The sequence below is a fragment of the Microbacterium sp. TWP3-1-2b2 genome, assembly GCF_049896145.1.
In the GTDB taxonomy this organism is placed as follows: Bacteria; Actinomycetota; Actinomycetes; order Actinomycetales; family Microbacteriaceae; genus Microbacterium.
In genome coordinates, this window is sequence record NZ_JAFCTS010000001.1 from 3,056,740 (window position 1) to 3,070,941 (window position 14,202).

At 68.1% G+C, this 14,202-nt stretch carries 15 protein-coding genes; 11 read left to right on the forward strand and 4 right to left on the reverse strand.

What is annotated here, in order from left to right:
* Positions 1 to 46 precede the first annotated feature (46 nt).
* From ACP7AR_RS15125 to ACP7AR_RS15150, 6 genes are all read left to right on the forward strand, one after another.
* Positions 47 to 1,354, forward strand: coding sequence for an alanine racemase (locus ACP7AR_RS15125; protein ID WP_426187420.1), 1,308 nt, complete (start codon positions 47 to 49; stop codon positions 1,352 to 1,354).
* On the forward strand, positions 1,354 to 2,979 hold the full coding sequence (locus tag ACP7AR_RS15130; RefSeq protein ID WP_426187422.1) for an N-acyl-D-amino-acid deacylase family protein: 1,626 nt from the start codon (positions 1,354 to 1,356) through the stop codon (positions 2,977 to 2,979). The genes ACP7AR_RS15125 and ACP7AR_RS15130 overlap by 1 nt, the downstream gene beginning before the upstream one ends.
* On the forward strand, positions 2,980 to 3,711 hold the full coding sequence (locus ACP7AR_RS15135) for an IclR family transcriptional regulator (protein WP_426187424.1): 732 nt from the start codon (positions 2,980 to 2,982) through the stop codon (positions 3,709 to 3,711).
* Positions 3,712 to 3,755: 44 nt separating this feature from the next.
* On the forward strand, positions 3,756 to 4,136 hold the full coding sequence (locus ACP7AR_RS15140) for a RidA family protein (RefSeq protein ID WP_426187426.1): 381 nt from the start codon (positions 3,756 to 3,758) through the stop codon (positions 4,134 to 4,136).
* Positions 4,137 to 4,261: 125 nt separating this feature from the next.
* A complete protein-coding gene (locus ACP7AR_RS15145; RefSeq protein ID WP_426187428.1) occupies positions 4,262 to 4,951 on the forward strand; it encodes a helix-turn-helix transcriptional regulator in 690 nt (229 codons plus the stop codon).
* A gap of 144 nt (positions 4,952 to 5,095) precedes the next feature.
* Positions 5,096 to 6,430 (forward strand): MFS transporter, encoded by a 1,335-nt coding sequence (locus ACP7AR_RS15150; protein WP_426187430.1) that lies wholly within the window; start codon positions 5,096 to 5,098, stop codon positions 6,428 to 6,430.
* A 106-nt stretch (positions 6,431 to 6,536) separates the two neighbouring features.
* Here ACP7AR_RS15150 and ACP7AR_RS15155 read toward each other — a convergent pair whose 3' ends face one another.
* Complete coding sequence (locus ACP7AR_RS15155; RefSeq protein ID WP_426187432.1) at positions 6,537 to 7,169, reverse strand: metal-dependent transcriptional regulator; 633 nt, start codon at positions 7,167 to 7,169, stop codon at positions 6,537 to 6,539.
* 22 nt (positions 7,170 to 7,191) lie between these two features.
* Between ACP7AR_RS15155 and ACP7AR_RS15160 the strand changes: the two genes are divergently transcribed.
* The 4 genes from ACP7AR_RS15160 to ACP7AR_RS15175 all read left to right on the forward strand — a co-directional run bounded on the left by ACP7AR_RS15160 (position 7,192) and on the right by ACP7AR_RS15175 (position 10,988).
* Entirely contained in the window at positions 7,192 to 7,809 is a 618-nt protein-coding gene (locus ACP7AR_RS15160) for a TrmH family RNA methyltransferase (RefSeq protein ID WP_426187434.1), read from the forward strand.
* 58 nt (positions 7,810 to 7,867) lie between these two features.
* Positions 7,868 to 9,085 carry a sensor histidine kinase gene (locus ACP7AR_RS15165; protein WP_426187436.1) on the forward strand — a complete coding sequence of 406 codons (1,218 nt, stop codon included), beginning with the start codon at positions 7,868 to 7,870 and terminating at the stop codon, positions 9,083 to 9,085.
* Complete coding sequence (locus ACP7AR_RS15170) at positions 9,082 to 9,738, forward strand: response regulator (RefSeq protein ID WP_426187438.1); 657 nt, start codon at positions 9,082 to 9,084, stop codon at positions 9,736 to 9,738. Before ACP7AR_RS15165 ends, ACP7AR_RS15170 begins: the two co-directional genes overlap by 4 nt.
* A 92-nt stretch (positions 9,739 to 9,830) precedes the next feature.
* Positions 9,831 to 10,988 carry a hypothetical protein gene (locus ACP7AR_RS15175; RefSeq protein WP_426187440.1) on the forward strand — a complete coding sequence of 386 codons (1,158 nt, stop codon included), beginning with the start codon at positions 9,831 to 9,833 and terminating at the stop codon, positions 10,986 to 10,988.
* Here the strand turns inward: ACP7AR_RS15175 and ACP7AR_RS15180 are convergent.
* From ACP7AR_RS15180 to ACP7AR_RS15190, 3 genes are all read right to left on the reverse strand, one after another.
* Entirely contained in the window at positions 10,963 to 11,859 is an 897-nt protein-coding gene (locus tag ACP7AR_RS15180) for a hypothetical protein (protein ID WP_426187442.1), read from the reverse strand. The two genes, ACP7AR_RS15175 and ACP7AR_RS15180, sit on opposite strands and share 26 nt — an antisense overlap.
* Positions 11,750 to 12,112 (reverse strand): hypothetical protein, encoded by a 363-nt coding sequence (locus ACP7AR_RS15185; protein WP_426187444.1) that lies wholly within the window; start codon positions 12,110 to 12,112, stop codon positions 11,750 to 11,752. The genes ACP7AR_RS15180 and ACP7AR_RS15185 overlap by 110 nt, the downstream gene beginning before the upstream one ends.
* 104 nt (positions 12,113 to 12,216) lie before the next feature.
* Entirely contained in the window at positions 12,217 to 13,539 is a 1,323-nt protein-coding gene (locus tag ACP7AR_RS15190; RefSeq protein ID WP_426187446.1) for an MATE family efflux transporter, read from the reverse strand.
* A gap of 76 nt (positions 13,540 to 13,615) precedes the next feature.
* On the opposite strand from ACP7AR_RS15190, the gene ACP7AR_RS15195 reads away from it, so the two are divergent.
* Entirely contained in the window at positions 13,616 to 14,164 is a 549-nt protein-coding gene (locus ACP7AR_RS15195) for a DUF1992 domain-containing protein (protein WP_426187448.1), read from the forward strand.
* Positions 14,165 to 14,202: the final 38 nt, after the last annotated feature.

Here is a 14,202-nt window from a genome sequence, read left to right on the forward strand (position 1 = left end):
AGCGTCAACTGCAATTCATGTTGCAGCATATGCACACTTTGAAGAGATGGAAGGACGACAGATGGACGAGCTCGCGGAGATCCGACTGACAGCGCGGCACAAAGGCCTGCCGCAACGGGCGGTCGGGATGACGACGGCGGAATTCCTCGCCTCCGGGCCGCGGCTGTCGGAATTCTGGTCGCCGCTTGTCGTTCTCGACGACGCGGCGATGCGGCACAACGTCGAGGTCATGGCGAACTGGTGCACCGAGCGCGGCCTCGAGCTGATGCCCCACGGCAAGACCACCATGGCCCCCTCGCTCTGGCAGCGACAGGTGGATGCGGGGTCCCTCGGCATCACGCTCGCCACGATGGGGCAGGTGCGCACCGCACGCACCTTCGGCGTCTCCTCGATCATGCTGGCCAACGCCGCTGTCGATGGGCACTCCCTTCGCTACCTGGCCGGTGAACTCGCCGACAGCGACTTCCGCTTCGTCTGCTGGGCCGACTCCGTCGCGACGGTGGAGGCGATGGAGGCGCCGCTGCGTGACGCCGCGACTCCCCGTCAGGTGGATGTGCTCGTCGAACTGGGCGGAGAGGGAGGTCGCACCGGCGCCCGCACGATCGACGAGGCGATCGCGATCGCCGAACGCATCGCGGCATCCGATGTGCTGCGCCTCGCCGGCGTCGCCGGTTACGAGGGCAGCCTTGCTCACGACCGCAGCGCGCCGGCGATCGATGCGGTCGAGACCTACCTGCGCCGCCAGATCGAGCTGCATGAGCGCATCGGCCATCTCTACGACGACGGTGACGTGTACGTCACCGCGGGTGGCAGCGCCTTTTTCGATCTCGTCGCCAAGGTGTACGCCGAGGCAGGAGCCGCCGCGGATGCCGCCGACCGTCTGGGCGGAGGCCGCACGCTGTTCACTCTGCGCTCGGGTGCCTACATCGTTCACGATGACGGCTTCTACCGCGGGATCTCGCCGTTCGACGAGGCGCGTGCGAGCGACGATGAGCCGCGTTTCGTGTCCGGCATGTTCGGCGTCGGTCGGGTCGTCTCGCACCCGGAGCCCGGACTCGCCCTGATCGACGGCGGCAAGCGCGACTTCCCGTTCGACGAGGGTCTGCCGATCCCTCGGGGGACGAGCACCGAGCTCGGGGCGGCGTGGCAGCCCCTGCCCGGCGCATCCGTCTCCGCGATGAACGACCAGCACAGCTACGTGCGGCTCGAAGACGGCAGCGAACTCGCGATCGGCGACCTCGTCCGCCTCGGGCTGTCGCACCCGTGCACGGCCTTCGACAAATGGTCGGTGCTGCCCGTCGTCGAATCGGTGGACTCCGACGTCGTCGTCGACCTGGTCCACACCTTCTTCTGATGACCGGGAGCCCGACCTCACGGATCGTCCTCCGCGGCGGCTCCGTTGTCGCCGAGCACAGCGTGACGCGCGCCGATGTGCTCGTCGTTGACGGATTCATCGCGGCGGTGGGTGAAGTCGCCGCAGAACCCGATGATCAGATCATCGACTGCTCTGATCGGCTGATCATGCCCGGATTCGTCGACGCGCATTCCCACGCCGACGGCCTGCTCACCGGCGGGGATGACGACGGCGTCCAGCGCTCCCTGCTGCGCCAGGGGGTCACCACGATCATCGCCGGTCAGGACGGGGTCTCGTATGCGCCGGGCGACGGTGCTTATGCGACCGAGTACTTCGGTGCCGTCAACGGCCCTTTCGCCGGATACACCGGTGGCGGTGTCGCGGGCTATCTCGCCGCGATCGACGGCGCCTCCAGGCTCAACGCCGCTGTGCTCGTCCCGGCGGGAACAGTGCGCTGGGAGGTGTGCGGTCGCTCGCAGAAGCCGGCGGATGCCGCGCAGCGCGCCGCGATGACCGACCTCGTCGCGCAGGGCATGGCGGACGGCGCAGTCGGTCTCTCGACCGGCCTCGACTACGTGCCCGGCATGTTCCAGAGCGCGGAAGAGATCGCCGCGCTCTGCGTGCCCGTCGCCCGCGTCGGCGGTGTCTATGTCAGTCACATGCGCGGCGGATACGAGCGCAACGCCGCCGCCGGTATCGACGAGATCGCCGCCATCGCCGGCGGTGCACACGCGGCATCCGGAGCGCCGCTCGCCGTGCACGTCTCGCACTTCCACGCCGACGCCGACATCGTCATCGAACAGATGGATGCGCTGGCCACGCGGGGATTGCACGCCACGTTCGACGCATATCCGTACGTTCGAGGCTGCTCGCTCATGAGTATGCCGTTGCTCCCGCCGGAACTCACCGCACAGCCCGTGGACGATGTGCTCGTCGCCCTCGCAGACCATGAGGAGCGCGAGCGTCTTCGTCGCGACTGGTTCCCCCGGATCGACGTGAACCCGAGTCTCGGACCGGACTGGCCGCGCATGCTCACACTCGCGCACGTGCCTTCCGTCGAGTACGACTGGACGCACGGACTCACGATCGCCGCTGCCGCGGAGCAGGTCGGCACCGATCCGATCTCGCTCGCACTCGATGTGCTGGCGGCGACGCGACTGCAGGCCAACGTGGTGATGGCGGTGGCGCACGAACGTCCGGCCTCGGAGCTCGCCAGGATCTTCGCCCACCCCGCCCATGTCGCGGGCTCTGATGGGATCTTCATCGGCGCCCACCCGCATCCGCGCGCCCGCGGCACGTTCGGCTGCTACCTGCGCGAGTACGTACGTGAACTCGGCATCTGGAGCTGGACGGATGCTGCGACCCACCTCTCGCGAACCGCAGCAGAGCGCTTCGGCCTCGGCCGGCGCGGCGTCATCGAACCGGGCGCTGTGGCCGATCTCATCGTCGTCGATCCGCGTGCCGTCTCGGATCAGTCGACATATGACGAGCCGCTGAGGGAATCGATCGGCATCGACGATGTCCTCGTCGCCGGCGTCCCCGTCCTCGCCGGCGGCGAGCTGACCGCGGCGCTGCCGGGTCGCGGCCTGCGGCGAGAGAGCGTGCGCCGAGAGGACGTGGTCTAGATGTCGCAGAGCGTCGAGCGTGCGGCCGCGATCCTCGACTCGCTCGCCGAAGAACCCAAAGCCGTCTCACCACTTGCCGTGGAGTTCGGCATCCACCGCTCGACCATGTTCCGTGAGCTGCAGACACTGCAGAAAGTCGGCTTCGTGCGCCGGCGCGAGGACGGCACGTATGCGGTCGCATTCCGCCTCGCCGTACTCGGAGCAGCAGCCCTGGAGGACGTCGCGCTGAAGGAGGCGGCGCATGTGCCCGTGCGGCAGCTGCATCGCGTGGTCGGCAACACCGTGCACGTCGCGGGGCTCGTCGGCGATGAGATCTTCTACGTCGACAAGGTCGAGGATCCGCGCAGGGTGCGGCTGTACTCCCGGATCGGGTCGCCCGTGCATCCGAATCGCAGCGCAGTGGGCAAGGCGATCCTCGCAGGGCTTCCGCAGAAGCGCCGTGACGATGTGCTCGCCGGTGCCGACTGGACACGTCACACCGCGCAGACGCTGACCACCAGGGCCGAGCTCGACGCGGAACTCGAGAAGACGTCGGTCCGCGGCTGGGCTGTCGACCAGGGTGAGTTCGAGGAGATCGTGAACTGCGTCGCAGTTCCCATCACGACCCCCGCCGGTGTCGTCGGTGCCGTGTCGATCACGGCGCTGCGGATGATCCACGATCTCACGTACTTGGAGGGGCACATACCGCTCCTGAAGCAGACGGCCGATCAGATCGCACACGCGCTGCGCTGATCGACCGATCGACCCACCAGATCACCAATAGAAAGGAAGAGAAGATGGCCAAGCAGGGCATCCAGATCACCAACGCACCGCAGCCCGCCGGTGCCTACAGCCAGGGAATCGTGGCCAATGGCTTCCTCTACACCGCAGGATTCGGCCCGCAGGACCCCGCGACCGGAGAGGTTCCGGAGGGCGCTGCCGCGCAGACCCGGCAGGTGCTGAAGAACATCAGCGCAGTGCTGGCCGAGCACGGCCTCACGCTCGACGACTGCGTCAAGACGACCGTCCACCTGCAGGATCTCGCCGACTTCGCCGAGTTCAACGCGGCCTACGCCGAGTCGTTCACGCAGCCGTACCCGGTGCGCACGACCGTCGGCTCGCAGCTCGCGAACATCCTCGTCGAGATCGATGTCGTAGCGGCGTTGCCCGCCGAATGACCACTCAGTGAGCCGCCGGCGTGCGCGGTGCGGGCGCGCAGGCGGCTCGCACCGCGCACCACGGCGAAGCCCGCGTAGACTCGCAGGCATCTGATGATGCCCGATGTCGATGGGACGTGCGCGCCGTGGAAGAGCAGTTCGGTCTGACGGTGAACAAGGGGCGCTTCGCGAGCATCGAAGACGCCTACGCCGTACTCGGTCCCGTCATGTACGCCATCGCCGGTGCGGTCGGCGACCACTGCGAGGTGGTGCTGCACGACCTCAGTCAGCGCGATATGAACCATTCGATCTACGCGATCGTCAACGGGCATGTCACCGGTCGTGAGATCGGCGGCCCGTCCACGAACCTCGGTCTCGAGGTCATGAAGAACGAGGCGGCCGAGCACGACGAGTTCGGCTACCCGGGACGCACGGCCGACGGCCGCGAACTGCACTGCTCGTCCGTGTATTACCGGGATGCGGGGGGACGCATCATCGCGTCGCTGTGCATCAACATCGACCTGACGCCTCTCCAGACCATCCAGAACGTCCTGAGCGCGGTGCTGCCGACCTCGGTGGCGCCCCACCGCGAGCGCGAGTTCCATGCGCGCGACATCGCGACCCTGCTCGACACGATGATCGCCGACGCCATCGCCGCCGTCGGGCGCCCTGTCGCGCTGATGGACAAGGCCGACCGGATGGCAGCGCTGCGGGTGCTGGATGAACTCGGCGCGTTCCATGTCAAGCGCGGAGTCGAGACCGTGGCGAAGCGACTCGGCATCTCGAAGGTCACGGCGTACGCCTATCTGGACCAGGTGCGCTCCGAGCGTGAGTGACCACGGTCGACGGATTTACATTAACGAAACGTTCACGTCATAGACGAAGTGTTCAGATGCGGTTATGTTGTCTGTAGCCCGATCGAAGCTGCCCGGAAGCCGATCGGTCTCAGGAACTCTCATCTGGACAACCCGGAGGTATCTATGGCCGCGGCAACGACAGCCACGCCGACGCTGAGCACGAAGCTGAGCAAGACGCAGAAGCGCACGATCGCAGGCGGTGCGATCGGAACTCTCATGGAGTACTACGACTACTACCTGTACGGCCTCGCATCGGCTGCAGTGTTCCCGGTCGTGTTCTTCGCAGGGGACGATCCGATCATCGCGCAATTGTCGTCATTCGCGACCTTCGCGGTCGGGTTCTTCCTCCGGCCGGTCGGGGGCATCGTCTTCGGCCACATCGGCGACCGCGTCGGCCGCAAGGCGACCCTGATGATCACCGTCGTCGGGATGGGCATCGCGACCGCCGGCATCGGACTGATCCCGCCTGGAGCGGCCATCGGCATCGCCGCTCCGATCCTGCTCATCTTCTTCCGCATGTGCCAGGGCTTCTTCGTCGGCGGCGAGATGGGTGGCGCCGCGACCATGGTCGTGGAGCACGCACCCAAGGGCAAGCGCGGCATGTACGGCGCTTTCCTCATCAGCGGTGCGGGCATCGCGAACGTGGCCTCGGCCGGGCTCATGGCAGGTCTCGGCCTCGGCCCCGAGTCCTGGTTCCTCACGTGGGGCTGGCGCATTCCGTTCGTACTCGGACTCGTGCTCGCGATCATCGCGATCCTTCTGCGCAGCAAGCTCGAAGAGTCCGACGACTTCAAGGACACGCAGGCGATCCAGATCGCGGCCGGCGTGAAGAAGCAGCCTCTCGTGGAGGTGTTCCGTCACCCGAAGAACGCCATCCTCGGCATCCTGATCGGCCTGCCGCAGAGCATCGCCGGTTACATCGTGCTGACCTTCGGCATCTCGTACATGGTCAACCAGGAGAGCATCCCCGCCTGGCAGGGGTTCGCCGGCACCATGATCGTCGGCGTCCTGCAGATCTTCGTCGCCCCGGCGTATGGTGCGCTTTCCGACCGGATCGGGCGTCGCAAGGTCTACATCACGGGCTGCATCGCCTTCGCCGCGCTGGTGTGGCCGACGTTCCTGCTCTACTCCACCGGCAACCTGTGGATGATCTGGCTCGGCATGATCATCGGCTTCGTGATCCCCGGTGTCGCCATGCAGGCGACGCTGCAGACCATGCTGGTCGAGATGTTCGACCCAGAAGCGCGCACGACCGGCGTGAACATCGGCTACCAGCTCTCCAACACGTTCGGCGGCGGCCTCGCCCCGCTCATCTGCACCGCGCTGATGGCGGCCGCAGGCGGCGGGATCTGGCCGGTCGTGATCTACGCTGCGGTGATCTGCCTCGTCGGCGCGATCGCGACGGCCACCGCGACGTTCAGCACCGACGGCTCGCGCCTGCACGAGCTGAAGGTCTGATCCGCACCGCGACGGACTGCATGCGGCGGGGCCGGGGATTCGTCCTCGGCCCCGCCGTCGTGCGCGACCTGGATGGTGTGCGTACGAGGCGTTTGCCCGACGGATGCTACGCGCTGAGCCAGACGACCTCGTCAGCGCCGTCCGGCAACTCGGCTGAAACCCCGTCGATCTCGACGCCGCCCTCGGCGACGCGGACGACGGATGACACCGACAGCCCCAGATCCTCCAGGGCGCACAGCAGGTCAGGGTCGGTGTCGGAGACGCGCAGCACGCGGCCCTCGTGACCGACCGGGGCCTGTGCCAGCAGCAGGAACGGTTCGCGTGCGACATGCCCAGCGGCATCCGGAATCGCATCGCCGTGCGGATCGAAGCGTGGGCGTCCCAGACGTTCGTCGATTCCTTCCAGCAGTCGGTCGCTGATGGTGTGCTCGAGAACTTCGGCCTCGTCGTGCACCTCGTGCCAGCCGTAGCCGAACTCGCTCACCAGCCAGGTCTCGACCAGGCGGTGACGGCGCACCATCGACAATGCTCGTCGCTCGCCGGCATCCGTCAGGCGCACGGCGCCGTAAGGCACGTGCGAGACCAGCCCCGAGGCGGCGAGCTTCTTCACCATCTCGGTCACGCTCGATGGGGCGATGCCGAGCTTCGCAGCGAGCTGCGAGGGAGTGATCGGGGCATCCTGCCACTCGGTGTGGGCATAGACGGTCTTCAGATAGTCGTCTGCCGCTGGGGATGCCACGCCTCCAGACTACGCTGGCTGAGTGACCGACACCCCTGAGCGCACGACCCATGGACTCGGACCCTGGGAAGGCGAGTGGCCGGTGGGGGAGCAGTACGACCCGGAACTGCTCGAGAACGGCGACACCCGCAACGTCATCGATCGCTACCGCTACTGGCGCATGGAGGCGATCGTCGCAGACCTCGACACGCACCGGCATCCGTTCCACGTCGCGATCGAGAACTGGCAGCACGACATGAACATCGGATCCATCGTGCGCAGTGCCAACGCGTTCCTTGCCGACACCGTGCACATCATCGGCCGCCGCCGCTGGAACAAGCGCGGTGCCATGGTCACCGACCGCTATCAGCACGTCGTGCACCACGACGACGTCGCCGCCTTCGCGGCATGGGCCGCGGCCGAGGGCATCCCGATCATCGCGGTCGACAACGTCGAAGGCGCCGTTCCCGTCGATAAGGCCGATCTGCCGGAGCGCTGCGTGCTGCTGTTCGGCCAGGAGGGCCCCGGCCTCACGGACGAGGCGATCGCCGCGGCATCCGGTCATATCGAGATCACCCAGTACGGGTCGACGCGCTCGATCAACGCGAGCGCCGCCGGCGCCGTGATCATGTACGAGTGGTGCCGCCGCTACGCGCAGTGACCGGAGTTCACCCTCGCGGATGATCCGTCGCCGAACGTGCTCGTGAGAGCATGGGGCCGTGTCCGGCGCCGTGAAGAAGAACTCCGCTTCTGACGGCTGGCGCGTACTCAACCGTCCCGACGTGATCCTCGCGATCGCCATGACGGTGCTGCTGCTCCCGGCCAGCCTGATCGCGGTCGTCCAGGCGCAAGCGGTGCCGGATCCGGCGGCGGCCGCTGTGATCACCGCGCTGTTCGCATTGGTGCACGCCGCCACTCTCGTCTCGGTGCGGTTTCCTGTCGCCGCGTTCGCCGTGGCCAGCCTCGCGATGCTCGCGCTCGCGCTGCTGCCGGGAGGCGAAGGCGTCGCCGGCGCACCGGCTGCACTGTTCCCCTCGTCCTTCGCCTACCTCCTGTGCGTCGGGGAGGTCGTTGCCCTGCGGACACTGCCCTTCGGGCTCGGCGCGTTCGGAATCGGCGTGCTCGGTGCAGCCGTGATCGCCTGGACGCCCGTGTCGACCATGCCGGATGACATCAGGGTGGGTCTCTTCGTCGGACTTGCTGCGATGATCGCCGCCGCGTCGGCGATCGGGCTGCTCCAGCGGCAGCGTCGTCAGCATGCCGAGGAGCGCCAACGCACGCGCGTGCGAGAGGCCATCGTCGCCGAACGCATGCGGATCAACCGCGACCTGCACGATGTGATCGCGCACTCCATGACCGTGATGATCGCGCAGGCGGATGTCGCACGTGCCCTCGTCCGCGATGATCCGGATGCGAGCACTCGTGCGCTGCGCGTCGTCGCCGACGCCGGACGGGAGGCGCTGCGTGGGATGCGCGGCGTTGTAGCTGCGGATGCAGATGCGCCGCGCGAGCCGGCCCCCGATATCGAAACGATCGGCACCCTGGTCGACGGAGTGCGCAGCGTCGAGACGGATGTTCGCCTCGAGGTGACCGGTGCGCCTCGTCGTCTCGAGCCGGATGCGCTCATCGCCCTGCATCACGCCATGCGCGAGGCGCTCACCAATGCCCTCCGGCATACCCTGGCCCCGCGGCGGATCGTCGTCAGCCTGGAGTGGAGCGCAGACGGCGTCATCGCCACCGTCGACGACGATGGCGGAAGCGGCCCTGGCCCCGCGAGTCCGGGGAGCGGTCTGGGCCTCATCGGCATGGCTGAGCGCGTTCGCCTCGCACGAGGAACCATGAGTGCGGGGCCGCGACATCCCGCGGGATGGCGTGTACGCATCGAACTGCCGTATGCCGAGAATGAAGCCGCACCCACGCAGGGAGGAGCCGAATGAGTGTCCGAGTGCTGATCGCCGATGATCAGGCGCTGTTCCGCGAGGCCATCGCGGCGCTGCTCGCCCGCGACCAGCGACTGGAGGTCACGGCATCCGTGGATTCCGGCGATGCCGCGATCGAGTTCGTCCGTGCCCACAGCGTCGACGTCGTGCTGATGGACATCCGGATGCCGGGAACGGACGGCATCGCGGCGACCAGGGAGGTGCTGCGGCTGCGGCCGCAGACGCGGGTGCTCGTGCTCACCACGTTCGATCTCGACGAGTACGTGTATGCCGCGGTGCGCGAGGGCGCCAGCGGATTCCTCACGAAGGATGCGACTCCTGAGGTGCTCGCCGACGCCGTCGTCGCTGTCGCCGAGGGACGACCGGTGATGTCGCCGCGTGCGACCGAGGCGCTGCTGGGGTTCGTGCGCGAAGGCGCGCCGAGGCGCGACGCCGATTCGGCGCTCGCCCTGCTGAGCCCACGCGAGCAGGACGTGGCGCGGCTGCTCGCCACGGGAGCGTCGAACGACGAGGTCGCCCGCACGCTGTTCCTCTCTGAGAACACCGTGAAGACGCACGTGAAGGCGGTGCTCGCCAAGCTCGGGGTGCCCGATCGGATTCACGTGGTCATCTGGGCTTACGAGCACGGCGTGCTGCGCCCCGCCGACTGACCTCGCAGCTGCGCCACGATCACCCGCACGGGTGAGCAAGTCCACTGCACCGGGTGATGCCGGCGGCGGGGTCCGGTTCATAGCGTGAAGACATGAACTCGCGAAACCACTCCATCCTGACGTTCGTCATCGTCCTCTGCTCTGCGGCGCTGGCCGTCGTGAGCGGGCTTCGGTTGCTCGCGCCCGCCGCGGTGACCTGGATCGACACCCTGGAGCCGGGACTTGCCAGCCGGATGCTGCCGGACGCTGTCTGCGCGGCCATCGGCGTCGCTTCCGGCCTCGCCGGCGTGGCCGTCGGCCTTCTGGGGGAGGCGGAGGCGCGCGCAGCGGCGGCTTCCGGTGGACCGTCGTCCCGTGCCCTGCGTGCCGCGGCCGTGGCGGTGGCCGTCGTCATGATCTTCCTGATGCCGGGTGGGCTGATTCCCGTGGCCGGCTACACATTCGCGGGGGTCGTGATCGTCGGTGTCTCCATACTCGCCGTGCTGCTGGTGCGACGGCATCCATGGTGGGGTCTCGCATCGATCGCGGCCTTCGCCGGCCTCGTCACCTGGGCCATCGTGCGGATGCGCGGCGCAGAACTGGCCACCGGCGTCGGCGCGGCATTCGTCGAAGTGCTCCCCGGCGCGGTGCTGGCCGCGTCCCATCTGCTCGCGGCGGTCGCCCTCATCGCGCAGATCGCCTCACGCGGTGATGGTCGCCGGGGAGCGTTCGGCACGTGGGTGCTTCGTCATCGCAGGGCGATCACGATCGTCGCTGCGTGCTGCGCCGTCCCGTACACGGTCGCCCGTCTGAGCTGGCTCACGCCATGGCCGCTGCTGGCGCCGGGCGACCTCGACCTCGCCACCATGCCGATGACGCTGCTCACTGGGTTGAGCCTGGGAGCGGCGATGCTGGCCGGCGGAGTGCTGACGCTCGGACTCATCCTGCCGTGGGGTCGGCGGTTCCCGCGTTGGATGGCCGGCATCGGCGGTCGTCCGGTGCCGATCGCGCTCGCCGTGGTACCTGCATCCGTCGTCGCGGCGCTGTTCACCGCGGGCGGCATCGATCTGGTGCTGTCGGTTCGCGGCGGCTCGCTCGGCAACGGAAGCATCGTGCAGGTTCTCGAACTCGTGTTCGTGTTCCCGTTCTGGCTGTGGGGCCCGCTGCTTGCACTGGCGACCTGGGGCTACGCCATGGCGCGACGTGCCGGCGCCGCGTCCGCCGGACGGCCGGAGGCCCGACCTCTCAGCCGAACCGCCCCTCGACGCTGAGCTGCTCGCCGGTGCCGATGCGCACGTCGTGGAGACGCAGATTCGCGCCGTCCTCGGCGATCGTCTCGTTGAGGTCGATCCGTCGGCCGACGACACTGCGCACGTGCTTTCGCGCGAACAGCAGCGCGAATTTCACGAGCGGGTTGCGGCTGCCGAGCGTGAGGTCGCGGACCGTGACGACGGCATCCTTCGTCACCTCGATCCGTGCCTCGGCTCGCGCCGATGCCATCAGCAGCTTCCAGCGCACGCCAGCGTAGGCAGTGACACGGATGCCGTCGGCGCCGTCCCGCACGACCTCGAGGCGCAGCCGGCCCAGGTGGATTCCTCCCTCGCGCAGCATCGGCCGGGCGACGGACGTGATCAGAGGAACGAGATCCTTCGTCGCAATGGCGGCGTGGAAGGTTCCGCGCATCCCGCCCTGGTCATCGTCCGGGACGAGCGAGTGAATGCTCTCCGGAACACCTGGCGCCGCGGGCTCGGCAGCAGTCAGCCACACGATCGGCACGTCGAACGCCTGCACGTCGATGCTGAGCGGGCTCCGCTCGATGCGCATCGGCCGGGCGGAGAAGCGGAAATTCTTCACGATGCCGGGCTGGCGGGTCACGATCTCCGGCTCGGGGGTGTCTTCGGCGACGGGGGCGTTCGTGACGGGGTCAGTGGGCATCGGCGGTGCATTCCAGCCGAGCGTGAGCTTCGTGCCGGTGGCATCCAGAGTGAGGTGCTCGAGATCGTAACCGGTGAGAGCGGCTGACACCTCGATGTCATCGATGCCGTTCAGCGCGATCTCGCCGGAGTCCTGCGCTGCGCGCCGCAGGGCGGATCGCACCCAGTGCACGACTGTCACGCTGTCGCCGGGCCATGCGGAGGTCATACGAACATCTTGACGCACCGAAGGCGGGTGTCAGTCGCGGTCGATGCCGAAGGTGATGCTTCATCAGCGCATTGATGTCACGATCGAGCCGATCCAACCGCTCATGGATGCCATGCATCTCGCCTCGCAGGCCGCCGATCTCACTGCGGATCACTCGGACGAACAGCGTCGACGTGATCGTGAGCATGCCGAAGATCGCCGCGGCGAAGACGCCGATCAGCACCCACACCTGGGGCTCCGTCATCGTCAGCATCCCCTCATTGTCGTCGGTCCGCACTCAGGATGCGAGAGGTACCCGCACGCGCCCACGTTCGGTGGATGACCCCGATTCGGACGCACCTGTGCAGAACAAGTCGCCTATACCGATGCGCTCAGCCAGCCACCGGTCTTCACCCGCCAGCCCAGCGTCGCGAAGCGGGCGAGCATGTAGACGCCGAAGAATGCCACGGCCAGCCACGTCACCCCAGCGGTGCCGTCGACCCCGACCAACGTGATGATCCACAGCGCCGGCAGGAACGGCACGAGATTGAGCCCACCGGCGATCGCCAGGTACCGCACGTCGCCCGACCCCATCAGCACTCCGTCGAGCACGAAGACGATCCCGGCGATCGGCTGCGCGACGGCCAGCACGATCAGCGCCGGCTGGATGAGGGCTGCGATGGCGCCGTCTCCGGTGAACGCGAGCCCGATCACGCCGGACAGGGCCGCGATCACACCGCCGACGATCACGCCGAACCATGCACCCCAGGCGACCGTGCGAGCGAGCACCTGTCGCACGGCGGGGATGTCTCGTGCGCCGAGGCCCTTGCCGATCAGCGCTTGCGCGGCGATGGCGAGCGCATCGAGGGCGAACGCCGCGGCGGAGAAGATCGTGAAGACCACCTGCCACGCGGCGAGTTCGGTGGTGCCGATGCCGGTCGCGATGCCGACAGTGACGAGCAGGGCGACGCGCAGGCTCACGGTGCGCAGGAACAGCCAGCCGCCCGAACGCGCAGATCCCCGAACCCCGTCGCGCTGGGGGCGGACGGATGCCGAGTGCCGGCGGGCCAATCGGCCGATGATGAGCACGTACGCCGCGACCATGCTCCACTGCGCGACCACGGTGCCCGCGGCGGAGCCGGCGATACCCCAGCCGAAGCCGTAGATGAACACCCAGTTCAACAGTGCGTTCGCGCCGAATCCCGCTCCGGCGATCCACAGCGGTGTCATGGTGTCCTGCATGCCGCGCAGCAGACCGGTCGCCGCGAAGACGATGAGCATGGCGGGCAGGCCCCACATCGAGATGGACAGGTAGATGTCGGCCTGTTCCGCGACCTCGGCGGACGCGCCGAACAGCGAGACCAGCCAGGGGGAGGAGAGCGCACCCGCGACGGCGAGCACCGCGCCGAGTCCCAGTGCCAGCCACATGCCGTCGATGCCGACGCTCACGGCATCCTGCTTGTCGCCTGCGCCGAACCGGCGTGCGACCGCGGGCGTCGTCGAATAGGCGAGGAAGATCATGAGTCCGACGATCGTCTGCAGCACCGCGCTGGCGATGCCGAGGCCGGCGAGCGGTGTGACGCCGAGGTGCCCGACGAGCGCGGCATCCACGATGAGGAACGCCGGTTCCGCGACCAGCGCGCCGAGAGCGGGGACGGCGAGGCGCAGGATCTCTCGATTGAGGGTCTGGCGCGCGGTCACCGTTCGAGCCTAGGCCGTACCGGCGACAGCGACTGCCCCGTCGTAGGCTGGAGGAACCGGCATCCGGAGGTGGAAGATGACTGATCCTCGAGACGCGGCCGCCCGATACCGGGCGCGCGGCGACGGCGAGCCGGATGCGGAGACCGAACCCGCACCGATGCCGCTCACGGCCGAGAATCAGCACGAGTTCGTCGAAACGGCGATCCAACTCGCGATCCGCCGCGGTGAGTTCGACGATCTGCCCGGCGCGGGCAAGCCGATCGAGGGCCTCGGTACCCACCACGACCCCGATTGGTGGATCCGGCGCAAGATCGAGACGGAGAACCTGACCGGCCTCGGCCCTCCGGCGCTGCTGCTGCGCAACGAGGACCGCGAGCTCGATGCGAACCTCGACGCTCTCGCGCGAGAGAGCGACGTGCGCGAGGTGCTGCAGGACTTCAACAAGCGGGTGATCGCCGCCCGCCGCCAGCTGCAGGGCGGTCCGCCGGTCATCACGCGCACGCGCGACGTGGATGCTGAGATCGAGGCCTGGCGAGGGCGCCGTGCCGCGCGGCCTGCGCCTGCCGCGGCGCCAGAGCCTGCTCGCCGCCGATTCGGTCGACGGAAGAAGGAGATCCCGGGGTAGCGCGATGCCGAAGCCGGGAATCGTTCTGCGAACGACGT